General features: G+C 42.6%; 20 protein-coding genes and 1 tRNA gene. 15 read left to right on the forward strand and 6 right to left on the reverse strand.

What is annotated here, in order from left to right:
* Positions 1-47 precede the first annotated feature (47 nt).
* Positions 48-761 (reverse strand): 16S rRNA (guanine(527)-N(7))-methyltransferase RsmG, encoded by a 714-nt coding sequence (gene rsmG / locus ACIY19_RS01425; RefSeq protein ID WP_409002502.1) that lies wholly within the window; start codon positions 759-761, stop codon positions 48-50.
* A gap of 93 nt (positions 762-854) precedes the next feature.
* On the opposite strand from rsmG, the gene ACIY19_RS01430 reads away from it, so the two are divergent.
* A complete protein-coding gene (locus ACIY19_RS01430) occupies positions 855-1,415 on the forward strand; it encodes a LemA family protein (protein WP_000219838.1) in 561 nt (186 codons plus the stop codon).
* A 1-nt stretch (position 1,416) separates the two neighbouring features.
* Positions 1,417-2,316, forward strand: a complete 900-nt coding sequence (htpX, locus tag ACIY19_RS01435) for a zinc metalloprotease HtpX (protein WP_409002503.1) — start codon at positions 1,417-1,419, stop codon at positions 2,314-2,316.
* Positions 2,317-2,359: 43 nt separating this feature from the next.
* On the opposite strand, the gene ACIY19_RS01440 is transcribed toward htpX, so the two are convergent.
* Together ACIY19_RS01440 and ACIY19_RS01445 are read right to left on the reverse strand one after the other, a co-directional pair.
* Positions 2,360-3,919, reverse strand: a complete 1,560-nt coding sequence (locus ACIY19_RS01440) for an ATP-binding cassette domain-containing protein (RefSeq protein WP_409002504.1) — start codon at positions 3,917-3,919, stop codon at positions 2,360-2,362.
* 329 nt (positions 3,920-4,248) lie between these two features.
* Positions 4,249-4,578, reverse strand: coding sequence for a helicase BlpT (locus ACIY19_RS01445; RefSeq protein ID WP_409002505.1), 330 nt, complete (start codon positions 4,576-4,578; stop codon positions 4,249-4,251).
* A 168-nt stretch (positions 4,579-4,746) separates the two neighbouring features.
* Here ACIY19_RS01445 and ACIY19_RS01450 point away from each other — a divergent pair, with 168 nt between their 5' ends.
* On the forward strand, positions 4,747-5,289 hold the full coding sequence (locus ACIY19_RS01450; protein WP_409002506.1) for a YceD family protein: 543 nt from the start codon (positions 4,747-4,749) through the stop codon (positions 5,287-5,289).
* Entirely contained in the window at positions 5,290-5,919 is a 630-nt protein-coding gene (gene nth / locus ACIY19_RS01455; protein WP_268708597.1) for an endonuclease III, read from the forward strand. It abuts the gene before it with no gap.
* A gap of 19 nt (positions 5,920-5,938) precedes the next feature.
* On the opposite strand, the gene ACIY19_RS01460 is transcribed toward nth, so the two are convergent.
* Positions 5,939-6,082, reverse strand: a complete 144-nt coding sequence (locus ACIY19_RS01460) for a hypothetical protein (protein WP_409002507.1) — start codon at positions 6,080-6,082, stop codon at positions 5,939-5,941.
* Positions 6,083-6,128: 46 nt separating this feature from the next.
* Between ACIY19_RS01460 and pyrR the strand changes: the two genes are divergently transcribed.
* From pyrR to ACIY19_RS01485, 5 genes are all read left to right on the forward strand, one after another.
* Positions 6,129-6,650: a bifunctional pyr operon transcriptional regulator/uracil phosphoribosyltransferase PyrR gene (gene pyrR / locus ACIY19_RS01465; protein ID WP_409002508.1), complete on the forward strand. Its 522-nt coding sequence runs from the start codon at positions 6,129-6,131 to the stop codon at positions 6,648-6,650.
* A gap of 20 nt (positions 6,651-6,670) precedes the next feature.
* Positions 6,671-7,594, forward strand: coding sequence for an aspartate carbamoyltransferase catalytic subunit (locus ACIY19_RS01470; protein ID WP_096407681.1), 924 nt, complete (start codon positions 6,671-6,673; stop codon positions 7,592-7,594).
* Positions 7,595-7,642: 48 nt separating this feature from the next.
* On the forward strand, positions 7,643-8,722 hold the full coding sequence (locus ACIY19_RS01475) for a carbamoyl phosphate synthase small subunit (protein WP_409002509.1): 1,080 nt from the start codon (positions 7,643-7,645) through the stop codon (positions 8,720-8,722).
* 577 nt (positions 8,723-9,299) lie between these two features.
* Positions 9,300-12,476, forward strand: coding sequence for a carbamoyl-phosphate synthase large subunit (carB, locus tag ACIY19_RS01480; RefSeq protein WP_409002510.1), 3,177 nt, complete (start codon positions 9,300-9,302; stop codon positions 12,474-12,476).
* 126 nt (positions 12,477-12,602) lie between these two features.
* Positions 12,603-12,923 (forward strand): heavy metal-binding domain-containing protein, encoded by a 321-nt coding sequence (locus ACIY19_RS01485; RefSeq protein ID WP_409002511.1) that lies wholly within the window; start codon positions 12,603-12,605, stop codon positions 12,921-12,923.
* A 44-nt stretch (positions 12,924-12,967) separates the two neighbouring features.
* On the opposite strand, the gene ACIY19_RS01490 is transcribed toward ACIY19_RS01485, so the two are convergent.
* Together ACIY19_RS01490 and ACIY19_RS01495 are read right to left on the reverse strand one after the other, a co-directional pair.
* Complete coding sequence (locus ACIY19_RS01490; protein ID WP_000710762.1) at positions 12,968-13,210, reverse strand: type B 50S ribosomal protein L31; 243 nt, start codon at positions 13,208-13,210, stop codon at positions 12,968-12,970.
* Positions 13,211-13,305: 95 nt separating this feature from the next.
* Positions 13,306-14,241, reverse strand: coding sequence for a DHH family phosphoesterase (locus ACIY19_RS01495; RefSeq protein WP_409002512.1), 936 nt, complete (start codon positions 14,239-14,241; stop codon positions 13,306-13,308).
* A gap of 103 nt (positions 14,242-14,344) precedes the next feature.
* Between ACIY19_RS01495 and ACIY19_RS01500 the strand changes: the two genes are divergently transcribed.
* The 6 genes from ACIY19_RS01500 to ACIY19_RS01525 all read left to right on the forward strand — a co-directional run bounded on the left by ACIY19_RS01500 (position 14,345) and on the right by ACIY19_RS01525 (position 16,446).
* The gene (locus ACIY19_RS01500) at positions 14,345-14,788 is read left to right on the forward strand and encodes a flavodoxin (protein WP_409002513.1); all 444 of its coding nucleotides are present in this window, start codon (positions 14,345-14,347) and stop codon (positions 14,786-14,788) included.
* Between the two features lie 117 nt (positions 14,789-14,905).
* Positions 14,906-15,172 (forward strand): chorismate mutase, encoded by a 267-nt coding sequence (locus tag ACIY19_RS01505; protein WP_409002514.1) that lies wholly within the window; start codon positions 14,906-14,908, stop codon positions 15,170-15,172.
* The gene (gene crcB / locus ACIY19_RS01510; protein ID WP_409002515.1) at positions 15,169-15,543 is read left to right on the forward strand and encodes a fluoride efflux transporter CrcB; all 375 of its coding nucleotides are present in this window, start codon (positions 15,169-15,171) and stop codon (positions 15,541-15,543) included. The genes ACIY19_RS01505 and crcB (ACIY19_RS01510) overlap by 4 nt, the downstream gene beginning before the upstream one ends.
* Positions 15,537-15,866, forward strand: a complete 330-nt coding sequence (gene crcB / locus ACIY19_RS01515) for a fluoride efflux transporter CrcB (protein ID WP_409002516.1) — start codon at positions 15,537-15,539, stop codon at positions 15,864-15,866. Before crcB (ACIY19_RS01510) ends, crcB (ACIY19_RS01515) begins: the two co-directional genes overlap by 7 nt.
* Before the next feature lie 118 nt (positions 15,867-15,984).
* The gene (rplS, locus tag ACIY19_RS01520) at positions 15,985-16,332 is read left to right on the forward strand and encodes a 50S ribosomal protein L19 (protein WP_001068669.1); all 348 of its coding nucleotides are present in this window, start codon (positions 15,985-15,987) and stop codon (positions 16,330-16,332) included.
* Between the two features lie 42 nt (positions 16,333-16,374).
* Positions 16,375-16,446 (forward strand) — tRNA-Arg (locus tag ACIY19_RS01525).
* Positions 16,447-16,512 lie beyond the last annotated feature (66 nt).

A 16,512-nucleotide genomic window follows, 5' to 3' on the forward strand; every position in this document is an offset into this window, starting at 1 on the left:
GATTTTGTAAATTGTTTTCTGAACTTTAAACAAGGGTGCACTATTGTTTAAAGTGGGCGTTTGTTGGGCATGCCAGCCTTTCTTGGGTACTTGTTAGGTGTTTCCTTTTTCTTTTCGACGACAGTGATGTAGCGCGGATCTCCATTTGGTAGGGCGTAGCTGAGGTTGTCCTCTACCTTGCTAAAGAGGAGGTTGAGAGCGTTCTTGGCTTCTAGCAATTCCTCAGGAGCATTGCTGGCCTTGAGTGCCAATAGTTTGCCACCGACTTTAAGATAGGGAATGGTCAGCTCAGACAAAACCTGCATACGGGCAACCGCACGAGCCGTCACCACATCAAACTGGGCACGGAAGTTCTTGTCTTGAGCAAAGTCTTCTGCCCGTCCATGGTAGAAGTGAACACCATCCAAATCCAACTCCTGAGCTAAAAGCTGAAGGAAGTTAATGCGCTTATTGAGTGAATCAATGATGGTCACCTCCAACTGAGGATAGATAATTTTCATGGGCAGACTAGGAAATCCTGCCCCCGCTCCGATATCAAGAAGTTTGATAGTTTCATTTGAAATCAAGCCTTGCAGAATAGGTGCAATCGAATCATAAAAATGTTTGAGATAAACTTCCTCTTTATCTGTAATGGCGGTCAGGTTAATCTTTTCATTCCACTCGACCAAGAGTTCAAAATACCGTTCAAATTGGTTCTTTTGCTGGTCCGAAAGTGGAAGATTTTGCTCAGCTAGTAGGCTGTAAAATGTTTCTGGTTTCATAATAGTTTCCTTCTCTAGTATCATCTTATTTTACCATAATCGTTAAAATTTTGATATACTGGTAGTAATCTAAAAGCAGAAAGGAATAAGATTATGACTTGGATTATTCTTGGAGTTTTGGCTCTGATTGTTATTTTTGTGATTGTTAGCTATAACGGTTTGGTTAAAAATCGTATGCAGACCAAGGAGGCTTGGAGCCAGATCGATGTTCAGTTGAAGCGTCGTAATGATCTCCTCCCAAACTTGATTGAAACAGTCAAAGGCTATGCGAAATATGAAGGTTCTACCTTGGAAAAAGTAACAGAACTTCGTAGACAAGTAGCCGCAGCAACTTCACCAGCAGAAGCTATGAAGGCCAGTGATGCCCTTACCCGCCAGATTTCTGGTATCTTTGCAGTAGCAGAGAATTACCCAGACTTGAAAGCTAGTGCTAACTTTATCAAATTGCAAGAAGAGTTGACCAATACAGAAAATAAAATTTCTTACTCACGCCAACTCTACAACAGTGTTGTCAGCAACTACAATGTAAAACTTGAAAGCTTCCCAAGCAACATCATCGCAGGACTATTTGGCTTTAAAGCTGCAGACTTCCTTCAAACACCTGAAGAGGAAAAGGCAGTTCCTAAAGTTGACTTTAGCGGATTAGGTGACTAAGATGTTGTTTGATCAAATTGCGAGCAATAAACGAAAAACTTGGATTTTATTGCTGGTTTTCTTCCTACTCTTGACTTTGATTGGTTATGCGGTTGGCTATCTCTTCATGCGCTCAGGTCTTGGTGGCATGATTATTGCCTTGATTATTGGTCTTATCTACGCTCTGACCATGATCTTTCAATCGACAGAGATTGTCATGTCTATGAATGAGGCGCGTGAGGTTGATGAGCAAACAGCTCCAGACCTCTACCATGTAGTAGAAGATATGGCTATGGTCGCTCAGATTCCTATGCCGCGTGTTTTCATCATTGAGGATTCATCTTTAAATGCCTTTGCAACAGGTTCGAATCCGCAGAATGCAGCAGTCGCAGCCACTTCGGGTCTTCTGGCTATCATGAATCGTGAGGAGCTAGAAGCTGTTATGGGTCATGAAGTCAGTCATATCCGAAACTACGATATCCGCATTTCGACCATTGCTGTCGCCCTTGCCAGTGCCATTACCCTTCTGTCTAGTATGGCAGGACGGATGATGTGGTGGGGAGGCGCAGGTCGTAGACGGAGTGATAATGATCGCGATGGAAATGGTTTGGAGATTATCATGCTTATTATCTCTCTCTTAGCCATTGTTCTAGCACCTCTCGCAGCAACCTTGGTGCAACTTGCCATTTCCCGTCAGAGGGAATTTCTAGCGGATGCATCCAGTGTGGAGCTGACTCGCAATCCTCAAGGGATGATCAATGCCTTGCGCAAGTTAGACAATAGCGAGCCGATGCATCACCATGTCGATGATGCCAGCAGCGCTCTGTACATCAATGATCCTAAGAAAGGTGGCGGACTTCAAAAACTCTTTTATACCCACCCACCTATCTCAGAACGAATCGAACGGTTGAAACAAATGTAAAAAAATCCAGAGATCGTCTCTGGATTTTTGCTATGTTCAACATTTATAAATCTTGTAAATCAACGACTTCCAAACCATTTTCTGTCAAATGATAGATACTCGTACAGACCTCTTTTAAGAAGCGTCTGTCATGCGAAACAGTGATTAGACCGCCGGGATATGAGGCAAAGAGTTTTCTGATTTCAGGTTGAGAAGTGGGTGAAAAGTTTCGTGTGGGCTCATCCAGAAGGAGAAAGTTTGGTTTGCGCAACACTAAATCCAAAAGTAGGAGTTTACCTTGTTGCCCGCCAGATAGGGAGCGGATTTGGTGGTGCATCTCTGGATAGCTAAAATTGAGACTGGCTAGGTGAGATTGGATTTTTTGTTGTTCCTCTTTTTGTCCAGTGTGGCTGAGATAGGCTACTGGAGATAGATCCAATTGTAGTTTTTTATGGTAATCTTGTGGCATAAAACCAAGCGATATTTCTCTTTTGGCGCTGAGCAGTTGTTGAAACTTGGCTAACAGAGTTGATTTTCCAACACCATTTGGCCCGATGATACCGATTTTATCTTGGCCACGGACCGTTAGTCGTAACTCCTGAGCTAAAATACGCTCGCCAATAGACAAATTTTCTTTTTCCAGTTGGACTAAGACTTTAGAAGCCGCTAATGGCTGGATGTCTGAAAAGAAGAGTTGGATTTGTTCCTCTTCAAGTGGCTTTTGGGTCATGGACTGAGCTTCCTTTTCAAAGCGTTTTTCTTGAGAGAGAACAGTTTTCATCTTTTTAGCCAATAGGCGCCCAACAGTACTGTTCCGGGTAGCTCGAAGTGCAGTTTCTACATTTTGCTTAACTTGGCGATGCTTTTCCATGGTTTTGTCATAAGCTCTCTGGTCGTTAGCAGCTTGCTGACTTTGTTTGGCAAAATTAGCCTTTCTCTGGTCACTATAGCGATCATAGTCTAAATGCTCGACTAGCGTTTCCGCTTCTTTCCGATGCTTGACTAGTCGCAGGTGGACAATAGTATCAGCCGTACGAGAAAGAAAGTCTTCATCATGGGAAATGAAAATAACAGTTTGCCCAATCTTCTGTATCTGCCTTTTTAGCCAATCAACCGTCTCAAGGTCTAGGTCATTTGAAGGTTCATCTAAAAATAGAATCTCAAAGGGTTTTGCTAACTCATGTATGAACTGAATTTTCAAAGCTTCGCCACCTGATAGACTGCCAATTTCTTGGTCGCTAGCAAAACGGTCGCTATCAAAGTGCAACTCCTCTGCCAAACGATAAAGAATGCTGTAGTCTAATTCAGTAGAATCTAAAAAGAAGTAGTCGTGTAGAGTCCTATTTTTCAGAATCTCGGGGAGTTTTTGAGGAATGTAGGCCAGTGATTGAAGGTCAGACTGAATGTCGCCCTTGATAGTGAAATCAGGCAATGATTCCCCCATTAAAGCTCGCAGTAAAGTTGATTTGCCATTTCCTTCTTCACCAATAATAGCAACCTTTTCTCCGTCTTGGATAGTCATGGTTAGGTCAGATACAAGATTTCGTAGATCTTTGTTTTGTGTGATGGTCAGATGATTGATTTTTATCATATTGTCGCCCTTTCTAGAAAGTCCATAGTGCATAACAAAAAGCTCTACTTTATCTAGTAGAGCCCAAAGTCACTGTCAAAACTCTATTATCCTCGTTAAAAAGCTCGTCAAACTAGCTTGGAGCTGCCTACCCCAACCCAAGAGGAGCATAGCTTTCTAGTTTTTTGATTTTCAATGAGGACAAGATACTAGAAAATCTAGTATAAAAAGAGCACACAAAAAGAGACAAAAACAAGATCTACTAAATAAAGTTCTTTATTTGATAGATTAGTTGTTCATGTCTCCCATACCTCCGAGTATTAGTACCTCTATCCTATACCTTTCAGGAAATTTTGTCAATAGTAAACCTAAAATTATAAACTCTAAAATCCGAAAACAGGCCCATAGAGAGTTAGCACGTGTTTGACATGTTCGTAGTGGAACTTGTCATAGTTGCGCCAAGCAACACGAGCTTGATCATTTAGTTTTAGGCTCCCTAGTCCAATCAGAAGACTGGTACATTGGTAAAATTTCTCAAGGTCGATTAAGATAGTGTTGTCCAGCTTTTCTGCTTTTTTTAGTTCCTTAAGAGTGGTGTTCAGCAACTCTTGCAGTCGAAGATCATCGGCTGTTCCTTGTTTGCAGCTTTGGTAGCTTTTATTTAACTCGGAAAGGAGTTGGTAAGCTTCAGTGATGAGTGCTTTGTCTTCCATATGAGCATCCTCCTTGCTCTGATGTATTCTTGCCTATAGTATAGCACTAATAGGAAAGTTTGTCATAGTAAATATGTTGAAAAATGAGATTTTAATATCAAAGTTTGGGAGGCTGACTTATAGCCTTTTCATGGTATAATCAAGTGAGTACATCTTTATGGAGGAAATATGAAGTTAAACATTCAAGAAATTCGTAAGCAACCTGAAGGCCTACACTTTGAACAAACTATAGACCTTGTCGCAGATTTGCGTAAACGGAATCAAGAAATTTTAGATGTCAAAGATATTCTTGCAGTGGGGAAGGTACAGTATGAAGACCGTCTGTATTTCTTAGATTATCAGTTGTCATATACCATTGTTCTTGCTTCCAGTCGCAGTATGGAGCCAGTTGAGTTGGCAGAGTCTTATCCAGTGACAGAGGTTTTCATGGAAGGCGCAACCAACCAACTAGATCAGGAAGTTTTAGATGATGACTTGGTCTTGCCTATCGAAAATGGGGAAATCGACCTTGCTGAGAGCGTAGCAGATAATATTCTGCTCAATATCCCTATCAAAGTCTTGACAGCAGAAGAAGAGGCGGGCCAAGGTTTTGTTTCAGGTAATGACTGGCAAATCATGACAGAGGAGGAGTACCAAGCTCAACAAGCAGTCAAGAAAGAAGAAAACAGTCCATTTGCTGGCTTGCAAGGACTGTTTGACGGAGACGAGTAGATGGTTTTATCCAAGAAACGTGCCCGTCATGTCATAGAGGAAATTATTGCCCTCTTTCCAGATGCTAAGCCTAGTCTTGATTTTACCAATCACTTTGAACTATTGGTTGCAGTGATGCTGTCAGCCCAGACGACAGATGCTGCAGTCAACAAGGCTACACCAGGTCTCTTTGCTGCTTTTCCAACGCCTCAAGCCATGTCTGTCGCAACTGAAAGTGAAATTGCTTCACACATTTCTCGTCTGGGACTGTATCGAAATAAGGCTAAATTCCTTAAAAAATGTGCCCAACAACTATTAGACGATTTTGACGGCCAAGTACCTCAGACTCGCGAGGAATTAGAAAGCCTAGCAGGTGTTGGTCGCAAAACAGCAAATGTCGTCATGAGTGTTGGCTTTGGGATTCCAGCCTTTGCAGTGGACACTCATGTTGAGCGTATCTGCAAGCATCATGATATTGTCAAGAAATCGGCTACACCCCTCGAAGTAGAAAAACGTGTCATGGACATTCTGCCACCAGAGAAATGGTTGGCAGCCCACCAAGCCATGATATACTTTGGACGGGCTATCTGTCATCCAAAAAATCCAGAATGCGATCACTATCCTCAATTATATGATTTTAGTTCGTTATAAGTGAAAATAATGAATGTTTTTACTTGATTTGAACGGGTCTTTGTGATATAGTAATGACAATAAAATATTCCTTTAAACCTGTCCCGTGAGGCAGACAAGGAGCTGGATTAAGTAGAAGGGTGAAGTCTATACTGTTTACAGTAGGGCTCGCTTGGCTATACATTTCAAGTCTCCTTGTAGAAGGAGACTTTTCTTTTTGGAGGTTTGTCATGAAGACAAAAGAAGTTGTAGACGAATTGACTGTCAAACGAGCGATTACGCGAATTACTTATGAGATTATCGAGCGCAACAAAGATTTGAATAAAATTATCTTAGCTGGGATAAAAACGCGTGGTGTTTTCATCGCTCATCGTATCAAAGAACGCTTGGAGCAGTTGGAAAATATCACTGTTCCTGTTGTGGAATTGGACACCAAGCCTTTCCGTGATGATGTTAAAAGCGGAGAAGATACTTCTTTAATTTCTGTTGATGTGACAGACCGTGAAGTTATCTTGGTGGATGATGTACTCTATACAGGTCGTACCATTCGTGCAGCTATTGACAACGTCGTCAGCCATGGTCGCCCTGCTCGTGTGAGTTTAGCAGTTCTAGTGGATCGCGGACATAGAGAGCTTCCAATCCGTCCAGACTATGTTGGGAAAAATATTCCAACTAGTCGCTCTGAAGAGATCATCGTAGAGATGGCAGAACTAGATGGACAAGATAGAGTTCTTATTACCGAAGAAGCATAGATAGCAAAAAGGAGTTAACCATGTCAGAAAATCAACAAGCTTTGCAACATGTGGTCTCTATGGAAGACCTTACTGTAGATCAGGTCATGAAATTGATCAAACGAGGAATCGAATTTAAGAATGGAGCGCAGGCTTCCTATGAGGACCAGCATATCGTTTCCAACCTTTTCTTTGAAAGTTCGACTCGTACGCACAAGTCCTTTGAAGTAGCAGAGATTAAGCTGGGACTGAATCTACTGGATTTCGATGTGAAGACGAGTTCAGTTAACAAGGGTGAAACACTCTATGATACGATCTTGACACTGTCTGCACTTGGAGTGGATGCCTGTGTTATCCGTCATCCAGAAGTCGACTACTACAGAGAGTTGATTGCCAGTCCAACCATTACGACTTCCATTATCAATGGTGGAGATGGTTCAGGACAACATCCAAGTCAGAGCTTGCTTGATTTGATGACAATATATGAAGAATTTGGCCATTTTGAGGGACTTAAGGTCGCTATCGCTGGGGATCTGGACCACTCACGTGTAGCCAAATCAAATATGCAAATTTTGAAACGTTTAGGCGCAGAGCTTTACTTTGCAGGTCCTGAGGAATGGAGAAGTCAGGAATTCGCAGACTATGGCCAGTTTGTAAGTATTGACGAGATCATCGATCAGGTGGATGTCATGATGTTCCTTCGCGTCCAGCATGAACGTCATGAAAGTGGAGTGGTCTTTTCAAAAGAAGGCTACCATGCGCAACATGGTTTGACGCAAGAGCGTTATGATCGCTTGAAAGAAAAAGCAATTCTCATGCACCCTGCCCCAGTCAACCGTGATGTCGAAATCGCAGACCATTTAGTTGAAGCGCCAAAATCACGCATTGTCCAACAAATGACCAATGGTGTATTTGTCAGAATGGCAATCTTAGAATCTGTTCTGGCATACAGAAAAGCAAAATAAACACAAGACGTTAAAAGACGCCTGAGAGCGTCCACGAGAGGTGACTATATGACAAAACGACTTCTAGTATTAGAAGATGGCACAGTTTTTGAAGGCAAGGCCTTCGGAGCAGATATTGATGTAACAGGTGAAATCGTCTTTAATACAGGGATGACCGGCTATCAAGAATCCATTACAGACCAGTCTTATAATGGACAAATCTTGACTTTCACATACCCGTTGGTGGGAAACTATGGGATTAACCGTGATGACTACGAATCCATCAGTCCTACCTGTAAGGGAGTAGTAGTTTTTGAAGAAGCGCGTAGAGCCAGCAACTGGCGCAATCAAATGACCTTGGACGAATTCTTGAAAGCCAAGAAAATCCCTGGTATCTCAGGAATTGATACTCGTGCGCTTACAAAGATTATCCGTAAGCATGGTACTATGAGGGCAACCCTTACGCATGTTGGTGATACCATGGACCATATCGCAGACCAGCTCCAAGCAACAGTCTTGCCGACAGATAATATCAAGCAAGTCTCTACTAAGACAGCTTATCCTGCTCCTGGAGTTGGATTGAGTGTCGTTCTGGTAGACTTTGGTCTCAAACATTCCATTTTACGCGAACTTTCGAAACGGAACTGTAACGTGACTGTGGTTCCATACACAACTACAGCAGAAGAAATTCTCCATCTCAACCCTGACGGCGTCATGTTGTCAAACGGTCCAGGAAACCCAGAAGATGTTCCCCAGGCCCTCGATATGATTCGTGGTGTGCAAGGGAAGATTCCAATCTTTGGTATCTGTATGGGGCATCAACTCTTTGCCATGGCAAATGGCGCTAAGACCTATAAGATGAAGTTTGGTCACCGTGGATTTAACCACGCGGTCCGTGAAATTGCAACAGGACGAGTAGACTTTACTAGCCAGAACCATGGTTATGCGGTCAGTCGTGAAGAATTGCCAGAGCACTTGATCATTACCCATGAAGAAATCAATGACAAGTCAGTTGAAGGTGTGCGTCACAGATACCAACCAGGTTTCTCTGTACAATTCCACCCAGACGCAGCTCCTGGGCCACACGACGCTAGCTACCTCTTTGACGAGTTTATCGAGATGATGGAAGCTTTTAAACAAGCCAACTAAGAACGAGTAAGACTCGTCGGAGAATTCATGGAATTGAACACGGACGGAAAGCTCGGAATTTAGAGAAACCAAGGAAGAATTTCTATCCTTGGTTTCCAAAATTCAGTCGCTTTCTTATCGTCCTTTGTATCTTATTTAATGTCGCTCTGTGAGGCGACGAATAGAAAGGCAGGTCGTTTCTTTTAGTCGCTATTGGGCGAACTAAAAACTCCCTGTACTAGATTTTTTATCGAAAATAATCGTTTCTCTAAAAAATCGACGGAGAATTTATTTAATGGCAACCAGAGAGTTGCCGAATAGAAAGGCAGGTCGTTTCTTTTAGTCGCTATAAGGCGAACTAAAAACTCCCTGCACTAGATTTTTTACCGAAAAGTATCGTTTCTCTAAAAAATCGTCGGAGAATTTATTTAATGTCGCTCTGTGAGGCGACGAATAGAAAGGAGAAGATACATTGTTCGCGGAAGTGAACACGCCCTAAGAACTGTGTGAAAAAGATAAACATCGTCTTGACGCTAAAGGCGTCTGCACCGAGTTTCCTATTTTCACTGTGTTCTTTACGGGCTTTGTATCATAAACTATGCCTAAACGTACTGATATTCAAAAAATTATGGTGATTGGTTCTGGTCCGATTATTATTGGTCAGGCTGCTGAGTTTGACTACGCTGGGACCCAGGCCTGCTTGTCTTTGAAAGAGGAAGGCTATGAGGTTGTTTTGGTGAACTCAAACCCTGCAACCATCATGACGGATAAGGAGATCGCTGACAAGGTCTACATCGAACCGATTACACTCGAGTTTGTGACACGTATTCTCCGTAAGGAACGTCCAGATGCCTTGCTCCCAACTCTTGGAGGTCAGACAGGGCTCAATATGGCGATGGAATTGTCTAAAAACGGTATTCTTGATGAGCTTGGTGTCGAACTTCTGGGGACTAAATTGTCTGCCATCGACCAAGCGGAGGACCGTGACCTCTTTAAACAATTGATGGAAGAGCTTGAGCAGCCGATTCCTGAATCTGAAATTGTCAACACAGTGGAAGAAGCTGTTTCCTTTGCGACATCAATCGGCTACCCTGTTATCGTTCGTCCAGCCTTTACCCTAGGTGGTACAGGTGGTGGTATGTGTGCCAACGAGGAAGAATTGCGTGAAATCGCTGAAAATGGTTTGAAACTGTCACCTGTTACCCAATGTTTGATTGAGCGTTCCATTGCAGGTTTCAAGGAAATCGAGTACGAAGTCATGCGTGACTCGGCTGATAATGCTTTGGTTGTTTGTAACATGGAAAACTTTGACCCAGTGGGAATCCACACAGGGGATTCCATCGTATTTGCTCCTGCGCAAACCATGTCAGACTATGAAAACCAAATGCTACGTGACGCGAGCTTGAGCATCATTCGTGCACTCAAGATTGAAGGTGGATGTAATGTTCAGCTAGCACTTGATCCCCATAGCTTTAAGTACTATGTTATCGAAGTAAATCCTCGTGTATCACGTTCTTCTGCTCTTGCATCTAAGGCGACAGGTTATCCGATTGCTAAATTGGCAGCTAAGATTGCCGTCGGTTTGACCTTGGATGAGGTCATCAACCCAGTTACAGGTTCAACCTATGCCATGTTTGAGCCAGCCCTCGACTATGTGGTTGCTAAGATTCCTCGTTTCCCATTTGACAAGTTTGAAAAAGGGGAACGTCGTCTTGGTACCCAGATGAAGGCAACTGGAGAAGTTATGGCCATCGGTCGAAACATCGAGGAATCTCTCCTTAAAGCTTGTCGCTCTCTAGAAATTGGTGTCCATCACAATGAAATGCCTGAGCTTGCAGATGTTTCAGATGATGCCTTGATTGAAAAGGTTGTCAAGGCTCAAGATGACCGTCTCTTCTACGTATCAGAAGCTATTCGCCGTGGCTACACACCAGAAGAAATTGCTGAATTGACCAAGATTGATATTTTCTACCTTGATAAACTCTTGCACATCTTTGAAATAGAGCAGGAATTGGGTGCTCATCCACAAGAGCTAGAAGTTTTGAAAACAGCTAAGCTAAATGGATTCTCAGACCGTAAGATTGCTGAACTCTGGAAAACAACAGCTGATCAAGTTCGTCAACTTCGCTTGGAAAACAAGATTGTCCCAGTCTACAAGATGGTCGATACTTGTGCGGCAGAGTTCGACTCTGAAACCCCATATTTTTATTCAACCTATGGATGGGAAAATGAGTCTATCAAGTCTGATAAGGAATCTGTACTAGTCCTAGGTTCAGGTCCAATCCGTATCGGTCAAGGGGTTGAGTTTGACTACGCAACCGTTCACTCTGTTAAGGCCATCCAAGCAGCTGGTTACGAAGCCATCATTATGAACTCAAACCCAGAGACAGTTTCAACAGACTTCTCTGTATCAGATAAACTCTACTTTGAACCATTGACTTTTGAAGATGTGATGAATGTCATCGATTTGGAGCAACCAAAAGGCGTTATTGTTCAGTTCGGTGGTCAAACAGCTATCAACCTAGCTGAGCCATTAGCAAAAGCTGGTGTGACTATCCTTGGTACTCAAGTTGCTGACTTGGACCGTGCAGAAGACCGTGACCTCTTCGAACAAGCCCTCAAAGACTTGGATATTCCACAACCTCCTGGACAAACAGCAACCAATGAAGAAGAAGCAGTACTTGCTGCACGTAAAATTGGTTTCCCAGTTCTCGTTCGCCCTTCATATGTTTTGGGTGGACGTGCTATGGAAATCGTTGAAAACGAAGAAGACCTCCGTTCTTACATGCGTACCGCTGTTAAGGCTAGTCCAGATCACCCTGTTCTTGTTGACTCTTACATCGTTGGGCAAGAGTGTGAAGTGGATGCCATCTCAGACGGAGAAAATGTCCTTATCCCTGGTATCATGGAGCATATCGAACGTGCTGGTGTCCACTCAGGTGACTCAATGGCCGTTTACCCACCGCAAACCTTGTCGCAAAAGGTTCAAGAAACCATTGCAGACTATACCAAACGTTTAGCGATTGGGCTCAACTGTCTTGGTATGATGAACATCCAGTTTGTTATCAAGGATGAAAAAGTCTACGTTATTGAGGTTAATCCACGTGCCAGCCGTACGGTTCCATTCCTTTCAAAAGTAACCAATATCCCTATGGCTCAAGTAGCGACCAAGCTCATTCTTGGTCAAAACCTTGGAGAACTTGGCTACCAAGATGGACTTTACCCTGAAAGTACTCGCGTTCATATCAAGGCCCCAGTCTTCTCCTTCACCAAGTTAGCTAAGGTAGATAGCTTGCTCGGTCCTGAAATGAAGTCAACAGGGGAAGTCATGGGCTCTGATGCTACTCTAGAAAAAGCTCTCTATAAAGCCTTTGAAGCTTCTTACCTCCATTTGCCAACTTTCGGAAATGTAGTCTTCACCATTGCAGATGATGCCAAAGAAGAAGCCTTGGACTTGGCTCGCCGTTTCCAAAATATCGGTTACGGTATCCTCGCGACAGAAGGAACTGCAGCATTCTTTGCTAGCCATGGACTGCATGCTCAGCCTGTTGGTAAGATTGGTGATGATGAGAAGGATATCCCAAGCTTTGTCCGCAAAGGAAAAATTCAAGCAATCATCAATACTGTCGGAACCAAACGAACTGCTGATGAAGATGGTGAGCAAATTCGCCGTTCAGCCATTGAACACGGTGTGCCACTCTTTACAGCGCTAGACACAGCAAATGCCATGCTTAAGGTGCTAGAAAGCCGTAGCTTTGTCACAGAAGCGATTTAACTAAGAAAAAGAGAAGACTCCAAGTCTTCTCTTTTTTGATGGGGAGTATAAAAGCAATAGGGAATTTCTTGACAAAGATAATGAAAGGGTTTACAATGTTCTAAAAGAAGCAAGGAGGGCCTAAAGATGATTATTTCAACTACGGGGATTGAAGGAAAGAAAATCCTAGAATACAAAGGAATTGTCTTTGGCGAAGTGGTTGCTGGGGTTAATATGTTCAAAGATATGGCGGCTGGTTTCCGTAATATTCTTGGCGGTCGTGCTAGTAGTTATGAAGGCGAATTAACCCAAGCGAGAGAAGAAGCTCTAGCAGAAATGATGGCGCGTGCGAGTGAACGTGGCGCAAATGCTATCATTGGGGTTAAGATGGACTATGAAACCTTAGGTGCTGAGAATGGTATGCTGATGGTTACCTGTAGTGGAACAGCAGTGGTTCTTGAGTCCTGATTTGAAGAAAGAAAAAAGAACAGTCGAAGCTGTTCTTTTTATTCTTATTTGAGACCGTATTTTTTGTTGAAACGATCCACGCGTCCATCTGCTTGAGTGAACTTTTGACGTCCAGTGTAGAATGGGTGTGAGTCTGATGAAATTTCCACACGGATCAATGGGTAAGTTTCGCCTTCGAACTCAACAGTTTCGTTAGAGCGTTTAGTTGAACCGCTAAGGAATTTGTAACCAGTAGTTGTGTCCATGAAGACAACTGGGCGATATTCTGGATGGATATCTTTTTTCATTTTGCAATATTTCCTTTCTGCCATGGTCTCTTTGCGAGCCATAGATTGTTACCATACTAGTCTATCAGATTCTGAAAAGTTTGGCAAGTATTTTATTAGTTTTTAAGCAAGTTTTTTAACTTTTGATAGATGATTTCGTTTTCCTCTAAGCTATAGGAATTGGCGCCACTAGCTAATGGGTGTCCTCCTCCGTCGTGTTCTTTGGCAATTTCATTGATAGGGGTGATTTTACTACGCATTCGCACACGGAAGTGACCATCAGCTTGCTCGACAAAAATCCCCCAGAGGCTGACACTGTCAATTCTTCCTGGTGCACCGACAATCGCTGCGGTTTCAGCGTCAGTAACATTATACTCTTTCAAGATTTCTTGACTGAGAAGAACGCGAGCAGCTCCGTTTTCATCAACTTCTAGATGGTCATAGATGTAGCCTTGAAGTTTTGCAATCTTAAAGCTCATGGTATCCATTTGACGAGACAATCCAGCAAAGTCAAAATCAATTTCTCGGAGCTGGCTAGCTATTCTAAAGGTACGGGCACTAGTTGACGGGTAGAGAAAACGCCCTGTATCCCCAATGATCCCAGCAAAAAGGAGTTCAGCAGCTTGAACTGACAAGGTTAGTTGAGTATTTTCTGCAAATAGGGCAATCATCTCACTAGCACTGCTTGAGCCAGTATCGACCCAAGACAAGTCTCCGTAAACGTCATCGTTAGGATGGTGGTCAATCTTAATCAGGAAGTCACCTTGATGATAACGCTTATCATCGATACGAGCAGTATTGGCTGTATCGCAGACAATGACAAGAGCTCCTTGGTAGTCACTATCTTGAACAGTATCCATTTCCGCCATCCAGGTTAGAGTTGGTTCGTTATAACCGACCGCTTTGATAGTCTTTTCTGGAAAATGGTGTGTGAGAAGAGCTTTCAAACCTACCTGACTCCCTAAGGCATCAGGATCTGGTTTCATATGACGGTGAATGATAATGGTATCGTATTCTTTGATTTTCTCTAATATTTGCTGGCAAATTTCCATAAATAACCTCAATTCTTTCTCATTTCATTGTAGCACAAGAATTTTTATTTTTAAAATGAAAAAGATATGATATAATGGAGAAAGATAAATTGAGGAGGACGTTATGGCATTAGCAAAAATTGTATTTGCCAGTATGACCGGTAATACCGAAGAAATTGCAGATATTGTAGCAGATAAATTGCGTGACTTGGGCTTGGATGTCGATGTGGATGAATGTACGACTGTTGACGCTTCAGACTTCTTGGAAGCGGATATCGCAATCGTTGCGACTTATACTTACAGTGATGGGGAATTGCCAGATGAGATGATGGACTTCTACGAAGACCTAGCAGATCTCAACTTGAATGGCAAAATCTACGGAGTGGTCGGTTCAGGAGATACCTTCTACGACGAATTCTGTAAAGCTGTTGATGACTTTGATCGCGTTTTTGTAGCGACAGGAGCAGAAAAAGGTTCAGAGTGTGTTAAAGTAGACCTTTCTGCCGAAGAAGAAGACATCGAACGTTTGGAACAATTCGCAGAAGAATTGGCTGCAAAAGTAGGATAAGAATCAAACTGCACTGACTGGAAGAAGTTAGTGCGTTTTTTTATTAGTTATTTTGGGATTTTACTAGCCTATTTGGTGGCTTTTTGATACAATAATTCAAATAAAGGAGGAGACTGTATGAACTTAGATATTATTCGGCAAGAAATTGATCAGCTTGACGACCAAATCGTCAAGCTCCTAGAAGAACGGATGCACCTAGTTGAAGGGGTTGTCGCTTATAAGAAAGCTTCAGGAAAACCTATTTTAGATACTAAGAGAGAAGAAGTTATTTTTGAGAAAGTCAAAAATCGAGTAGAAGATAAGCGCTATCAGGAGACCATTGTTGCGACTTTTTCAGACATTCTCAAACGTTCGCGTGATTATCAGGATCAAAATATCAAATGAAAAAAGAACAATTCTATCCGCTAGGGATTTTTCTAGCTGCTATGTTGGGTGGCCTTGTCCGCTACTTTGTATCTAGTCAGTTGCCAGCCAGTCCTGAATTTCCTTGGGGAACCCTTCTCGTCAATTACCTGGGAATATTCTGCCTGGTCTATCTGGTAAAAGGCTATCTGGCCCATAAGGGAACTAGTAAAGGCTTAATTTTGGCGCTGGGGACGGGTTTTTGCGGAGGTTTAACAACCTTTTCTAGTCTACTCTTGGATGCTGTGAAATTGCTTGATACCGGGCGTTATCTTAGTTTAGGCATCTACTTATTTTTGAGCATTGGTGGAGGTCTGCTCTTGGCTGATGTTCTAGGGAGGAAGAAATGGTAATCGTTTATCTTACAATCGCCTGCGGGTTCGGAGCACTGGTGCGTTATTTCTTTTCCCGATATAATCAATCCTTGAAATTGCCCCTAGGAACTCTCATAGCTAATCTTCTAGGATGTTTTTTGATCGGTCTACTCAACAATCATGTGGAGTCCAAGGAAGTCTATGCCATCCTAGCGACAGGTTTTTGTGGAGGGTTGACGACCTTTTCAACCTTGAATGACGAGCTGCAAAGACTATTAAATGACAAGAAGGTATTTTATAGCTATTTAGTCATAACTTACATAGGCGGCTTAGTGGCGATTTTTTTAGGAATTCTGCTATAAATTTCTTTACTTTTAGGTAGAAATTTGGTAAACTATATCCTGTGTGTAATGGACGCACAAAAATACAGTTTATCCGCTGAGGAAGGTTCCTCAAGATTGACAAAGATAGGAGAATAAAATGAATCCATTAATCCAAAGCTTGACTGAAGGTCAACTTCGTACAGATATCCCATCATTCCGTCCTGGTGACACTGTTCGTGTACACGCGAAAGTTGTCGAAGGAAACCGTGAACGTATCCAGATTTTTGAAGGTGTTGTTATCGCACGTAAAGGTGCTGGCATCTCAGAAAACTACACAGTTCGTAAAATCTCTAACGGTGTAGGTGTTGAGCGTATCTTCCCAATCCACACTCCACGTGTTGAAAAGATCGAAGTTGTTCGTTACGGTAAAGTACGTCGTGCGAAATTGTACTACTTGCGTGCTCTTCAAGGTAAAGCAGCTCGTATCAAAGAAATCCGTCGTTAATTCGACTAAAAAACTCTGCTCATTCAGCAGAGTTTTTCTCTAGCTCCCTTAGTTCAATGGATATAACAACTCCCTCCTAAGGAGTAGTTGCAGGTTCGATTCCTGCAGGGGGCATAGAAACTATTGATTTTTATGTAGAAATCACTCAAGTTAAATACAACTCCAAGGCGTGAGATCACG

This window comes from Streptococcus sp. ST14, assembly GCF_046098195.1.
Lineage (GTDB): Bacteria > Bacillota > Bacilli > Lactobacillales > Streptococcaceae > Streptococcus.

Bases quoted from the DNA above. Each gene is read 5' to 3' on its own strand.
- ACIY19_RS01500 (WP_409002513.1), top strand. From the start codon at position 14,345: ATGGCATTAGCAAAAATTGTATTTGCCAGTATGACCGGTAATACCGAA.
- crcB (WP_409002516.1), top strand. From the start codon at position 15,537: ATGGTAATCGTTTATCTTACAATCGCCTGCGGGTTCGGAGCACTGGTG.
- crcB (WP_409002515.1), top strand. From the start codon at position 15,169: ATGAAAAAAGAACAATTCTATCCGCTAGGGATTTTTCTAGCTGCTATG.
- rsmG (WP_409002502.1), bottom strand. From the start codon at position 761: ATGAAACCAGAAACATTTTACAGCCTACTAGCTGAGCAAAATCTTCCA.
- pyrR (WP_409002508.1), top strand. From the start codon at position 6,129: ATGAAGACAAAAGAAGTTGTAGACGAATTGACTGTCAAACGAGCGATT.
- ACIY19_RS01470 (WP_096407681.1), top strand. From the start codon at position 6,671: ATGTCAGAAAATCAACAAGCTTTGCAACATGTGGTCTCTATGGAAGAC.
- ACIY19_RS01475 (WP_409002509.1), top strand. From the start codon at position 7,643: ATGACAAAACGACTTCTAGTATTAGAAGATGGCACAGTTTTTGAAGGC.
- ACIY19_RS01495 (WP_409002512.1), bottom strand. From the start codon at position 14,241: ATGGAAATTTGCCAGCAAATATTAGAGAAAATCAAAGAATACGATACC.
- ACIY19_RS01485 (WP_409002511.1), top strand. From the start codon at position 12,603: ATGATTATTTCAACTACGGGGATTGAAGGAAAGAAAATCCTAGAATAC.
- ACIY19_RS01445 (WP_409002505.1), bottom strand. From the start codon at position 4,578: ATGGAAGACAAAGCACTCATCACTGAAGCTTACCAACTCCTTTCCGAG.
- ACIY19_RS01440 (WP_409002504.1), bottom strand. From the start codon at position 3,919: ATGCACTATGGACTTTCTAGAAAGGGCGACAATATGATAAAAATCAAT.
- htpX (WP_409002503.1), top strand. From the start codon at position 1,417: ATGTTGTTTGATCAAATTGCGAGCAATAAACGAAAAACTTGGATTTTA.
- ACIY19_RS01490 (WP_000710762.1), bottom strand. From the start codon at position 13,210: ATGAAAAAAGATATCCATCCAGAATATCGCCCAGTTGTCTTCATGGAC.
- nth (WP_268708597.1), top strand. From the start codon at position 5,290: ATGGTTTTATCCAAGAAACGTGCCCGTCATGTCATAGAGGAAATTATT.
- ACIY19_RS01430 (WP_000219838.1), top strand. From the start codon at position 855: ATGACTTGGATTATTCTTGGAGTTTTGGCTCTGATTGTTATTTTTGTG.
- ACIY19_RS01505 (WP_409002514.1), top strand. From the start codon at position 14,906: ATGAACTTAGATATTATTCGGCAAGAAATTGATCAGCTTGACGACCAA.
- carB (WP_409002510.1), top strand. From the start codon at position 9,300: ATGCCTAAACGTACTGATATTCAAAAAATTATGGTGATTGGTTCTGGT.
- ACIY19_RS01460 (WP_409002507.1), bottom strand. From the start codon at position 6,082: ATGTATAGCCAAGCGAGCCCTACTGTAAACAGTATAGACTTCACCCTT.
- ACIY19_RS01450 (WP_409002506.1), top strand. From the start codon at position 4,747: ATGAAGTTAAACATTCAAGAAATTCGTAAGCAACCTGAAGGCCTACAC.
- rplS (WP_001068669.1), top strand. From the start codon at position 15,985: ATGAATCCATTAATCCAAAGCTTGACTGAAGGTCAACTTCGTACAGAT.